The sequence below is a fragment of the Bradyrhizobium barranii subsp. apii genome, assembly GCF_011516635.5.
Classification (GTDB): domain Bacteria; phylum Pseudomonadota; class Alphaproteobacteria; order Rhizobiales; family Xanthobacteraceae; genus Bradyrhizobium; species Bradyrhizobium barranii.
The window spans coordinates 4,955,158-4,967,259 of sequence record NZ_CP096255.1 but is presented as its reverse complement, the minus strand read 5'-3'; the positions used below and the strand labels follow the sequence as shown (position 1 = coordinate 4,967,259).

Below are 12,102 nucleotides of genomic sequence, written 5' to 3'. Positions count from 1 at the left end.
CTTCTTTGCTTGCGGTTGCCCCGCTTTCAATTGCGGCGCAAATGTCCCCGCGCTTCGCTCAGAAGGCAAGTCCTTCTTTGGATGGTGTGCCGTGGCACATCACGAAGATTTATTTGGGTTGATGAGGAATTTTTCGCCGGTGGCCCGTTTGGCGTAGACCGCGATGTTGGCGGGATCGAGCGCCTCCTGAAGCGACACCACCTTGGTGTAGTGGCTGGCGAAGGTCGTCTTCAATTCGTCGACGACGCGCTGGCGCAGCCTGGCTCCGTCCGCCTGCCCGATCTTCATCAGGAACGGAAACAGCAGCCAGCCGCCGACGCCCCAGGCCATGCCGAAGCCGCGCGGCAGCTCGATCGGGCGGATATCGAGCGCGCCGTAGACGTAGACCTGCTTGTGCACGTTGGAGCCGTAGCGGCTGTATTCCTTGGCGGTCTTGTTGATCGCGGCTTCCATGCAGTTGAGGATGTCGCCGGCCAGCTTGCCGCCGCCGATGGCATCGAAGGCGATGGTGGCGCCGGTCTCGACCAGCGCATTGGTGAGATCGCCGAGGAAGCTCGGTGCGGTGGAGTCGACGACGTGTTTGGCGCCGATCTTGTGCAGGATGTCGGCCTGCTCCTTGCTGCGCACGATGTTGACCAGCGGAATGCCGTCCTTGATGCAGATCTTGTTCAGCATCTGGCCGAGATTGGAGGCGGCCGCGGTGTGCACCAGCGCCTTGTGCCCCTCGCGCCGCATGGTCTCCGTCATGCCGAGCGCCGTGAGCGGATTGACGAAGCAGGAGGCGCCTTCGGCCGGCGTTGTGCCCGCCGGCAGCGGCAGGCACTCGCGCACTTTCAGCGTGCGGTACTGCGCGTACATCGCGCCGCCGATCATGGCGACGGTCTTGCCCATCAATGCCTTCGCGGCATCGGACGAGCCGGTCTTGATGACGACGCCCGCGCCTTCGTTACCAACCGGCATGGCTTCGTCGAGCCGGCCGGCCATCGCCCGCATCGCGCCCTCCGGCACCTTCGCGGTGATGACGGGAGCGTCCTTGGTGCCGGACGCCTTCGCCGTGCTCATATCGGCCGCGCCGACGAGAAGGCCGAGGTCGGACGGGTTGATCGGCGCCGCCTCGACGCGGACGACGACCTCGTCCGCGGCGGGCTCGGGAGTCGGCACGTCGACGAGCGAGATTTCCAGTTCACCGCTCTTCTTGATCAGCGAACGCAGTTGCAGTCCGGTCTTGCCGTCGCTCATGTCGATCCTCCCCTGTCCTAGCTGGAGCGCCGGCTTATGCCAGCGCCTTCAATGCCGCCTTGCCGCCATAGAGTGCCTGCTTGCCGAGCTGTTGCTCGATGCGCAGGAGCTGATTGTATTTGGCGGTGCGGTCGGAACGCGCAAGGGAGCCGGTCTTGATCTGCCCGCAATTGGTGGCGACCGCGAGGTCGGCGATGGTGGAATCCTCGGTCTCGCCGGAGCGGTGCGACATCACCGAGGTATAGCCGGCCTTGTGCGCCATCTCGACGGCAGCGAGCGTCTCGGTCAGCGTACCGATCTGGTTGACCTTGATCAGGATCGAATTGGCGCGGCCGGCCTTGATGCCTTCGGCCAGGCGCTTGACGTTGGTGACGAAGAGATCGTCGCCGACCAGCTGGCACTTCTTGCCGATGAGGTCGGTGAGCTCCTTCCAGCCGTCCATGTCGTCTTCAGACATGCCGTCCTCGATGGTCACGATCGGATAGCGCGACACCAGGTCTGCGAGGTACTTGGCCTGCTCGGAGATCGAGCGGGTCTTGCCCTCGCCTTCATAGACGTATTTGCCGTCCTTGAAGAACTCGGTCGAGGCGCAGTCGAGGCCGATCACGATGTCGGTGCCGGCCTTGTAGCCGGCCTTGCCGATCGCGTTCATGACGAATTCGAGCGCGGCGTCCGCCGACGGCAGGTTCGGGGCGAAACCGCCCTCGTCGCCGACATTGGTGTTGTGGCCGGCCTTTTTCAATTCCGACTTCAGGGTGTGGAACACCTCCGCGCCGTAGCGCAGGCCCTCGGCAAAGGACGACGCGCCCACGGGGAGGATCATGAACTCCTGGAAGTCGATCGGATTGTCGGCATGCACGCCGCCATTGATGATGTTCATCATCGGCACCGGCAACAGACGCGCCGAGGTGCCGCCGACGTAACGATAGAGCGGCATGTCGAGCGAGTTCGCGGCTGCCTTGGCGCAGGCGAGCGAGACGCCGAGGATGGCATTGGCGCCCAGCCGGCTCTTGTTCGGCGTGCCGTCAAGGTCGATCATGATCTGGTCGATCTGGGCCTGCTGCTCGACATCGAGGCCGCTCAGGGCCTCGAAGATCTCGCCATTGACGGCGCCGACGGCCTTGGTGACGCCCTTGCCGAGATAGCGGGCCTTGTCGCCATCGCGCAGTTCCACCGCCTCGTGGGCGCCGGTGGAGGCGCCGGACGGCACCGCGGCACGGCCGAGCGCACCATCTTCCAGCACGACGTCGACCTCGACGGTGGGATTGCCACGGCTGTCGAGAATTTCGCGGCCGATGATGTCGATGATGGCGGTCATGATGTGCACTTCCGTTCGTTGGGGCTGATCGGTGCCGGGGGTCTTACACGGGCCGCAAGCAAATGTGAACGCTTGGACGGCGTGCTTCGACTGACGCGTGAGCGGGCTCGGACTATCCTTGAAGTCGCCTGCTCTGCGCGTCCAACCTCAATCTGAAACAGTCGGGGTAACGCCATGAACCGCCGCCAGTTTCTTGCCTCGAGCGCCGCCCTCCTCGCCGTTCGCCCAAGTTTTGCGCAGGAAGGCCTGTTCCGGACAAAATATTTCCCCATCAGCGCCGGCATCGGCCTGCACGACCTCGCCCCCGCTCGCGACGGCACGGTCTGGTTCACGGCGCAGGGCAAGGGCATGCTGGGCAGGCTCGACCCCCGGGATGGCAGTTTCAAGACAGTCAGCCTCGGCCAGGGCGCCGCACCGCACGGCGTGACGATCGGCCCCGACGGTGCCCTCTGGATCACCGAGGGCGGCCAGAACGCGATCGCCCGGGTCGATCCCGGCGATCTCAAGGTCACGCTGTTCCGCCTGCCCGAAAAGTTCGCCTCCGCCAATCTCAACACCGGTGTGTTCGACAAGGAAGGCACCTACTGGTTCACTGGCCAGTCCGGCTATTACGGCCGGCTCAAGCCGAAATCGGGCGAGATGGACGTGTTCAGGGCGCCCAAGGGCGTTGGTCCCTACGGCATCGCGGTGACGCCCAAGGGCGAGGTCTGGTACGCCTCGCTGGCCGGCAGCCATATCGCGAGGATTGATCTTGCGACCGGCAATGCCGCCATTGTCGAGCCGCCGACGCCGAGCCGGGGGTCGCGGCGGGTCTGGTCAGATTCGCAAAGCCGGATCTGGGGCAGCGAGTGGAACAGCGGTCACGTCTCGGTGCACGATCCCGCCAACGGCTCCTGGAAAACCTGGAAGCTGCCGGGCGATCACCCCCGCACCTATGCCGTCTATGTCGACGACAAGGACAAGGTCTGGCTGACGGATTTCTCCGCCAATGCCATCGTCCGCTTCGATCCCGCGACGGAGCGGTTCAACGTTTTCGCCAGCGACAAGGCCAATGCCAATGTGCGCCAGCTCGACGGTCGCCCGGGCGAGCTCTGGGGCTGCGAGCCCGGCAACGACCGGATCGTCATGATCCAGACGATCGCGGCTGGTTGACGACGGCGCCATTTGCGTCCATCCCGACACCCTCTGGAGCGCGATCTTATCGCGCTCCGGTTTTTTAGTTGAGCATGATCTTTCGGAAAACCGGTGCCCACTTTTCCGGATCATGCTCGAACAGGATGTGACGACGATGGCGAAGAAATCCATCCAGCTCGGCCGCGCGGTCGAATGGCCGCACACACCGGAAGAAGCCCAGCTCGACCGCGTGCCCAATCCGCAAAAGGGCACGGACTATCTGGTGCGCTTCACCGTGCCGGAATTCACCTCGCTGTGCCCGGTCACGGGACAACCGGATTTCGCGCATCTGATGATCGATTACGCCCCCGGCCCGTGGCTGCTGGAGTCGAAGTCGCTCAAGCTCTACATCGCGAGCTTCCGCAATCACGGCGCATTCCACGAGGATTGCACCGTCATGATCGGCAAGCGCATCGCGAGCGAGATCAAGCCGAAGTTCTTGCGCATCGGCGGCTACTGGTATCCGCGCGGTGGCATCCCGATCGACGTGTTCTGGCAGACCGGCCGCGTGCCGAAGGGATTGTGGGTGCCGGAGCAAGGCGTCGCGCCGTATCGCGGACGGGGTTAGTTGGAGACGAATGACGATGACATCGATATCAGCAACATTCCGCAACATTGCCTTCGGCGTTCTGACCGTCCTGTGGCTGACCGGCGCGGCCGAAGCTGCCGAGGTCCATGTGATGATCTCGGGCGGATTGACGGCTGCCTACAAGGCGCTCGTGCCGGAATTCGAGAAGGCCACCGGCAACAAAGTGCTGACGGAATATGGGCCGTCCATGGGGACGACCACCAATGCGATCCCGGTCAGGCTGGAGCGCGGCGAACCCGCCGATGTCCTGATCATGGTGGGCTATGCCCTCACCGACCTCGCCGGCAAGGGCAAGGTCGTGGCCGGCAGCCAGGTCGAACTCACCAGATCGCCGATCGGCGTTGCCGTGAAATCGGGTGCGCCGAAGCCGGACATCAGCTCGGTGGAGGCCGTCAAGCGCGCGCTGCTGGCGGCGAAAACGATCGCCTATTCCGATAGCGCCAGCGGCGTCTATGTCTCGACCGAGATGTTTGACAAGCTCGGCATCGCCGATGTCATGAAGGACAAGGCGCGAAAGATTCCGGCAACGCCGGTCGGCGAGATCGTCGCGCACGGCGAGGCCGAGCTCGGCTTCCAGCAGATCAGCGAGCTGAAGCCCGTGAAGGGCATCGACATCGTGGGACCGCTGCCGAACGAATTGCAGAAGATCACGATCTTCTCGGCCGGGATCGCGGCAGGTTCGAAGGAGCCCGAAGCCGGCCGTGCCTTGATCAAGTTCCTCGCCTCCCCCGCCGCCCGCGACGTGATCATCGCAAGCGGCATGGAGCCGATCCCGGCTGGGGGCGCGAATTGAGGCAGGCCTACTCCGTGCGCTACTCCTGACACGCCCTCAACAGAGGGGCTTCGCCACTCCTGGTCAATCGGAGGCTGCCGAGGCCTTCTTGACCGGACCGAGATCGCGCGCCGGATAGTTGGCGCCGGATTCGACGATGTGTCGTCGCACTGCTGCAACGAGCGCGGCGAGATCGCGAGACTCGATCGCATCGACGATCTCGACATGGTGTGCAGCACTTCTCTGCAGCTCGGCGTTCGAAGGCCACAAAGCAATCGGCCCTGGTCTGGCGCGATTTCTGATTTCCACGATGAGGCTGGCGAGCGATTGGTTCGCTGCATGGCGATAGATCTCGTCGTGAAAGGCTGCGTTGGTATTTGCCTGATCCGCCTTGCTGCCGCGCGCCACAGCATCTTCGAAGATTTGCTGAGCCTGCTTGATCTTCTTGAGTTCGTCGGGGCCGATATTCGGTAGCGCCTGCCTTGCCGCTTCAACTTCGAGCAGCGTGCGGATCGCCAATATCTCGCGAACGACGTTCAAGTCGGGTTGCGCGACCCGGTATCCGCGATTTTCGACATGCGTCACCATCCCGCTTGCGGCAAGCTGGGTCAGCGCACTCCGGACGTCAAACCGTTTGGCAGCGAAGGCTTCTTCCAGGTCGATCTGGCGCAACCATTCGCCTGGCCGGTAGTCGCCTTGCAGGATGGCGGCACCGATTTCCGCCGCCAACAGCCTCTTCTGCTCCTTCCGTACTTTCATGGCTGCTTCCCTTTTTGGAGCGCTTGACTCACCGCAACTATTGCGCACAAATTGGCGCCAATAAATGTACATAACAAATCGCGACGACGGGAGGAACAGTAGATGTCCGGCATCGATCGTAGAAGCTTAATGGTGATGTCGGTTCTCGGCGCCACGGTGGGGCTCCGGGGCACGGCCCAGGCGGCGCCGAACGGGTATCCCGAGAATTATCAGAAGATCATCGACGACGCCCATAACGAGGGCAGCCTCCTCATTTACTCGATTATGTCGCCGGAAAACTGGCGTCCCGTGATCGAGGGCTTCAACAAGCTCTACCCGAAGATCAAGGTCGAGACCCTGGATCTCCCCGCCTCCCGCGAGAGCTTCGAGCGATATCTGGCCGAGCGGAGCACCAACAGCCGCACCTGCGACCTCATCGCGACGGCCGATCCGGGCGGATGGATCGATTTCCAGGAGCGCGGTGAAGTCCTCGACTACGTATCGCCTGAAGCGAAGGCCTGGCCGGATTGGTCAAAGCCGTTTCCCGGCGTCTACACCGTCTCGTCCGATCCCATGGCGCTGATCTGGAACAACACGCTGGTGGCCGACGGCAAGCGTCCCAAGACACTTGCCGAGTTCGTCGAGCTTGCGGTCGCAAACGAGAAGACCTGGCGCAACCGCATCACCAGCTACGGCGTGCATCAAACGACTTTCGGCTACGGCATCAGCTACGCGTTCGTGAAGAAGCACGGCGAAAAGGCCTGGGACTGGTTCGCCCAACTTGCAAAGCTTTCGCCCCGATTCGAGCGTTCCGGCGGCCCAATGACCGAGAAGGTCACCTCCGGCGAATACACCATGGGCTTCTTCGTTTCGGCCATCACCTTCTGGCCGCGCCTGAACGATCCGGCGCGGGCAAAGATCCTCGGCTGGAGCTTCATCGGAGACGGTCAGCCGGTCGTGCTGCGTGGCATCGCGATTCCGAAGGGATCGAAGAACGTCAACGCAGCAAAACTGATGCTCGACTACGTCGTCTCGGAGGACGGTCAGCGCGCATTCGGACGGGGCGGCCTGACACCGGCACGCCCCGGTGTGAAGCCGGGCGACGGAATCCGCCACACCTACTCGTCGATCGTGGAAGCCGTCGGCGAACAGAACACCTGCTACATCGGCTACGATCGGGACGCGGTGCGGGACTACGACAGCTTCCTCGCGCGCTGGAAAAAGACCTTCAATGTCGCTTGACGCAAGCAGCGCGCTGGGGTCGTCGGCCGCGGACGCTTTGCCGAAGCCGCTGCCCGGCCGCGATACCGTCATCCAGTACGGCATGGCGCTGCTGACCATTGTCCTGATCGCAGCGCCTCTCCTGCCCGTTCTCTATCAATCTTTCCTGGATCGTGCGCTCTACGATTCCGGTCAGCAACTGACGCTGGGCAATTTCGGGCGCCTGCTTCGCACCGACGGCTTCGCGCTCGTCATCTGGAACACGTTCGTGTTCGCCACCCTCACCACCGTGATTTCGCAGACGCTGGGCACACTGGCGGCGGTGCTGTTCGGCCGCACCGACATGCCGTTTGCGCGGTTGTTTGGCGAGCTCTTCCTGTGGCCGATCTATCTCTCGGCGCTGGTACTGTCGTTCGGCTGGTACACGATCTACGGACCGGCCGGCTACCTCACGCTTCTGGTTCAGTCGATCTTCGACGGCGCGCCCTGGAATCTCTACTCGCTGCCGGGCATGGCGATGATCGCGGGCGTCTCGCAAGCACCGGTCGCCTACATCTACTGCATGTCGTCGGCCTCGATCACCGATCCGACTTTGGAGGAAGCCGCGCGCGTGACCGGCGCCGGCACCTTCAGGACCTTGTGGCGGATCACGCTGCCGCTCCTCATGCCGGCGATCGCCTATAGTGCCGTGCTGAACTTCACTGTGGGACTGGAGCTCCTCGCAATTCCGCTGGTGTTCGGAGATCCCGCCGGCATCACTGTGCTGACCACGTTCCTCTACAACAACGGCGTGGCGTCGGCCCGCCCCGATCACGGGCTGGTGGCAACGGCTGCCGTGCTGATGCTTGCCGTCGTCTGCGTGCTGGTGTGGCTACAAGGACGCCTGCTCGGAAATACAAGGCGCTTCGTCACGCTCGGCGGCAAGGCCACGCGACCGCGCCCTTTCCGCCTGAACAACCTGCGCTGGCCGCTTTGCATCGTCTCGGCAATCTACATCACCGCAACTGTCGTGATGCCGATCGGTGCGCTGCTGCTGCGCGCCTTCACGAGCCTGCTGTCGCCGATGGTGCCGATCAGCGAGGTGCTGACGCTCGGCAACTTCGCCAACATGCTCGAATACCCGGTCTACCCGCGTTCGATCTGGAACTCGCTGATCATCAGTTCGGTCGGTGGCGTCGTCGCCACTGCGATGGTCGCCCTGATCGCCATCATCGTGCTGCGGTCCGACTTCCGCTGGCGTGGCGCGCTACACTACGTCGCGCTGTTTCCCCGTGCCGTGCCCGGCGTCGTCGCCGGCATCGGTTTCTTCTACGCGTTTGCGCTCGTGCCTGGCCTGGGCGGCCTCCGAAACACGATCTGGATTCTGGTTGCCGCCTTCACGATGCACTTCATCCCCGTGGGGCTCGGTGCGGTTGCTCCGATGTTGTTGCAGATGAGCCCGGATTTCGATCGCGCCGCCCGTACGCAGGGCGCGGACTGGTGGACGACGAGCCGGCGCATCGTTTTGCCTTTATTGCGGCCGGCACTCGTTGCCTGCTTCATCATCCTCTTCATCACGTTCTTCAAGGAATACACGACAGCGATCTTCCTGTTCGCACCCGGCAGCGAAGTGATCGGGACCACGCTGCTCCAGGCATGGACGCAGGGCGAGGTCGGTCTGGTGTCCGCGCTGGCGACCATCCAGATCCTGGTGATCGGCGTCTGTGTCACGGCGGCGCGCGCTTTTCTCGGAGTGAAGCTTTATGGCTGAGTTGCTGATCGAGAACCTGCACAAGCGGTACGGACCGGTCAAAGCGATCGACGACGTCAACATCCACGTTGCCGATGGCGAGTTCGTCACGCTGCTGGGGCCGTCAGGGTGCGGCAAGTCAACAACGCTCGGCGCCATTGCCGGACTGGATCAGCCGACGAGCGGACGCATCCGCGTCGGCAACAAGACCTATTTCGACAGAGAAAAGGGAATCTTCCTGCCGCCGGAAGCGCGCCATTGCGGGCTCGTGTTCCAGAGCTACGCTTTGTGGCCACACATGACGGTCTATGACAACGTCGTGTTTCCGCTCAAGCTGCGTAAGGTATCGACCGCCGACTGCAAGCGCCGCGTCGAGGAGAGTCTCGCTCTCGTCGAGATGGAGCGCTTTCAGGACCGCTATCCGCGTCAGCTCTCGGGCGGCCAGCAGCAGCGTGTCGCGCTCGCGCGAACGTTGGTCTACCAGCCCGAAATCCTCCTGCTCGACGAGCCCCTGTCGAATCTCGACGCAAAGCTGCGCGATCGCGCCCGGACCTGGCTTGCCGAACTGCGCACGCGCCTCGGCCTGACGACGATCTACGTGACACACGACCAGGTCGAAGCGCTGGCTCTGTCCGACCGCATCGTGGTCATGAATGGCGGCCGCATCAGCCAGATCGGCTCGCCCCAAGAGATCTACACGCGGCCGGCAGACAGTTTCGTCGCCGACTTCATCGGAACGACCAATTTCCTCAACGGCGACGTGGTCGGGGCGCCCGACGGCGATGGACAGACACTGGTCAGTCTCGCCGATGGTCAGCGCGTTCTGATCAAGTCCGACAAACGTCCATCCCTGGGCGACAAGGTCACGTTTGCCTATCGCCCCGAGCAGATGCGCCTGGCGGCGGCCAACGATCAGGCGATCGGAGGTTCGATCGTTGAAGCCGACGTGGTCAGCCATTCCTATGTTGGCGGCCGATGGCAAATCGGATTGAGCGTCGGCGGAAATCAGATCCGCATCGAAACCCAGGAGGCAATGACTGACCGCCAGTTGCGCCTGTGGCTGCCTGTCACCGGCGGCATCCTGTTTACAGAACGGAACCATGGCAAATCCCACTGACGCCACCTCTCCCGAAAGCGGACTGCATCAGGCCGACTACACCCCCGGTGTCCGCGGCCCGCTGACAGGGCTCCGCGTCATCGACCTCTCGAGGCTGGTCGCAGGCAATCTGCTCACCCAGCATCTCGCCGACTTCGGCGCCGACGTTATCAAGGTCGAGCCGCGCGAAGGCGATACGCTGCGCGGCTGGCGCACCAAGGGTGTCGAAACCAACTGGAAGATCCATTCGCGCAACAAGCGCAGCATCTGCCTGGAATTCCGTCACGACGAAGCGGTGCCGCTGATCCGCAAGATGATTCCCGGCGCCGCGATGCTGGTCGAGAGTTTCCGTCCCGGCACGCTCGAGCAGATGGGGCTCTCGCCGGAGGAACTGCTGCGGCTGGAGCCCAAGCTTGTGATCGTTCGCATATCGGGATGGGGGCAGACCGGCCCCTATCATCGTCGGCCCGGCTTCGGGACATTGGTGGAAGGCTTTTCGGGCTTCGCCGAGATGAACGGCTTCCCCGATCGAGAGCCGGTATTGCCGCCTATGTATCTGGCCGATGCCCTGTCCGGTCTCACCGGAGCGTTCGCCGCGATGGCGGCCCTTCGGGAGGTCGAGATCAACGGCGGAAAGGGACAGGTGATCGACCTGCCGCTGCTCGACCCGATCGTCAACTCGCTCGGGCCTCAGGCGGCAAATTACCGTTTGACCGGCGTGGTCAAACCGCGCAGCGGGAGCCGCTCGAGCGGCTCGGTACCGCGCAATGTCTACCGCACGCTCGATGGCGGCTGGGTTTGCCTGTCGGCATCCACGCAAGGCATGGCGATGCGGGTGCTGCGTTCGATCGGCCGCCCGGAGCTCTGCGAGGATCCAAAGTTCAAGACCAACGAGCAGAGGCTCGTCCATGTCGCCGAACTCGACAAGATCATCGGCGATTTCATCGCGACACGAACGGTCGACGACAACGTCGCCTTCTTCGAGGCGGCCGAGGTCACGATCGGTCCGGTCAACGACACCGTCCGCTTGATGAACGATCGCCACGTGCAGGCCCGGGGACTGCTGGCCGACTATCCCGACGAGGACATGGGAACGTTCCCGATGCACGCCGTCCCGGTTCGCCTGTCCGAGACGCCCGGAAGCATCCGGACGCCTGCGCCACGCCTCGGTCAGCACAGCCGCACCATCCTGGCCGAAGCCGGCCTCAGCCCTGACGACATCGATGCCGCCCTCGCCTCGGGCGTTGTGAAGGAAACCAGCACATGACAGTTGAACGAAAATTCCCGGTCTGGCGCTCTGCGCTGTTCGTACCCGCGAACGTCGAGCGGTTCGTGGTCAAGGCCGTCGAGCGCGGCGCGGACGCGCTGATCATCGATCTCGAGGACAGCGTGCCGCTGGCTGAAAAGGCCAACGCTCGAAAGCTGATCCCGGGCATCGTGAAGCGCTTTCGCGACACCGGAAGTTCGGATGTCATGGTGCGGATCAACCAGCCGCTCGAATTGGCGGTGCCCGATCTGGAAGCGGCTGTCATCGCCGGCGTGGACGCGATCAAGATCACCAAGGTCGAAGGCGCCGAGCATCTGCGCCTGCTCGACGAGATGGTGACCAGACTGGAGATCGAGCGCGGATTGCCCATCGGCAATATCTGGTTTGTCGGCCTGATCGAGGCGCCCGGTCCTCTCTCTAGGGCTCACGAGATCGCGCGATCGATCCCGCGGCTGGCCGGCATTTCACTGGGTGCGGAAGATTATGCCACCGCCATCGGCGCCAAGCCGACGGAAGAAACCCTGTTGATGCCGAAGCAACAGGTCGTGCAGGCAGCCCGCGCCGCCGGCATCATGCCGCTCGGCACCATCGGCTCAGTCGCCGATTTCTCCGATCTGGAAGGATACACAAGGATCGTCAGGCGCTCTGCGGACTTTGGCTTCGTGGGCTCTGCCTGTATCCATCCGTCGCTGGTGCCGATCCTGAACGAGGGTTTCAGCCCCTCCGCCAAGGAGGTAGCGGACGCCGAGCGCGTCGTTGCGCTCAACAAGCAGGCGGCTGCCGAGGGCCGCGCATCCTTCGCCATCGACGGCAAGATGATTGATATTCCGATCGTGCAGCGCGCCGAAGCGCTGCTCGAACGCGCGCAAGCAATCGCCGCCCGCGCGCATCGCCCTCGTTGATTGTGCCACCCCAGCGCGGCGCGAAGCGCCGTCTCTGGGGGCCAAGGACATTCGATAG

Annotated in this window: 11 protein-coding genes; 8 read left to right on the top strand and 3 right to left on the bottom strand. The window is 63.5% G+C overall.

Translation table 11 applies throughout. The features are described from left to right. Positions 1 to 99: 99 nt before the first annotated feature. Both HAP41_RS23575 and eno read right to left on the bottom strand, forming a co-directional pair. Positions 100 to 1,239: a zinc-binding dehydrogenase gene (locus HAP41_RS23575; RefSeq protein WP_166096861.1), complete on the bottom strand. Its 1,140-nt coding sequence runs from the start codon at positions 1,237 to 1,239 to the stop codon at positions 100 to 102. 34 nt (positions 1,240 to 1,273) lie between these two features. Further along, the gene (eno, locus tag HAP41_RS23570; protein ID WP_028149603.1) at positions 1,274 to 2,557 is read right to left on the bottom strand and encodes a phosphopyruvate hydratase; all 1,284 of its coding nucleotides are present in this window, start codon (positions 2,555 to 2,557) and stop codon (positions 1,274 to 1,276) included. A gap of 174 nt (positions 2,558 to 2,731) precedes the next feature. Here eno and HAP41_RS23565 point away from each other — a divergent pair, with 174 nt between their 5' ends. The 3 genes from HAP41_RS23565 (at position 2,732) to HAP41_RS23555 (ending at position 5,112) form a co-directional block, all read left to right on the top strand. Then, complete coding sequence (locus tag HAP41_RS23565; RefSeq protein WP_166096866.1) at positions 2,732 to 3,709, top strand: Vgb family protein; 978 nt, start codon at positions 2,732 to 2,734, stop codon at positions 3,707 to 3,709. Between the two features lie 112 nt (positions 3,710 to 3,821). Beyond that, a complete protein-coding gene (queF, locus tag HAP41_RS23560; RefSeq protein ID WP_175618086.1) occupies positions 3,822 to 4,298 on the top strand; it encodes a preQ(1) synthase in 477 nt (158 codons plus the stop codon). Positions 4,299 to 4,314: 16 nt separating this feature from the next. Continuing rightward, the gene (locus HAP41_RS23555) at positions 4,315 to 5,112 is read left to right on the top strand and encodes a substrate-binding domain-containing protein (RefSeq protein WP_166096873.1); all 798 of its coding nucleotides are present in this window, start codon (positions 4,315 to 4,317) and stop codon (positions 5,110 to 5,112) included. A gap of 63 nt (positions 5,113 to 5,175) precedes the next feature. Here the strand turns inward: HAP41_RS23555 and HAP41_RS23550 are convergent, their stop codons facing one another. Beyond that, positions 5,176 to 5,820, bottom strand: a complete 645-nt coding sequence (locus HAP41_RS23550; RefSeq protein WP_161495921.1) for a GntR family transcriptional regulator — start codon at positions 5,818 to 5,820, stop codon at positions 5,176 to 5,178. A gap of 132 nt (positions 5,821 to 5,952) precedes the next feature. Here HAP41_RS23550 and HAP41_RS23545 point away from each other — a divergent pair, with 132 nt between their 5' ends. Genes HAP41_RS23545 through HAP41_RS23525 form a run of 5 tightly spaced genes read left to right on the top strand, consistent with a single transcriptional unit; the run spans position 5,953 to position 12,044 of the window. Then, positions 5,953 to 7,071 (top strand): ABC transporter substrate-binding protein, encoded by a 1,119-nt coding sequence (locus HAP41_RS23545; RefSeq protein WP_224580764.1) that lies wholly within the window; start codon positions 5,953 to 5,955, stop codon positions 7,069 to 7,071. Next, on the top strand, positions 7,061 to 8,800 hold the full coding sequence (locus HAP41_RS23540; RefSeq protein WP_166096875.1) for an ABC transporter permease: 1,740 nt from the start codon (positions 7,061 to 7,063) through the stop codon (positions 8,798 to 8,800). Before HAP41_RS23545 ends, HAP41_RS23540 begins: the two co-directional genes overlap by 11 nt. Next, on the top strand, positions 8,793 to 9,896 hold the full coding sequence (locus HAP41_RS23535; RefSeq protein WP_166096876.1) for an ABC transporter ATP-binding protein: 1,104 nt from the start codon (positions 8,793 to 8,795) through the stop codon (positions 9,894 to 9,896). Before HAP41_RS23540 ends, HAP41_RS23535 begins: the two co-directional genes overlap by 8 nt. Further along, positions 9,880 to 11,142, top strand: coding sequence for a CaiB/BaiF CoA transferase family protein (locus tag HAP41_RS23530; RefSeq protein WP_028156065.1), 1,263 nt, complete (start codon positions 9,880 to 9,882; stop codon positions 11,140 to 11,142). The genes HAP41_RS23535 and HAP41_RS23530 overlap by 17 nt, the downstream gene beginning before the upstream one ends. Next, entirely contained in the window at positions 11,139 to 12,044 is a 906-nt protein-coding gene (locus tag HAP41_RS23525) for an HpcH/HpaI aldolase/citrate lyase family protein (protein WP_135213780.1), read from the top strand. The genes HAP41_RS23530 and HAP41_RS23525 overlap by 4 nt, the downstream gene beginning before the upstream one ends. Positions 12,045 to 12,102 lie beyond the last annotated feature (58 nt).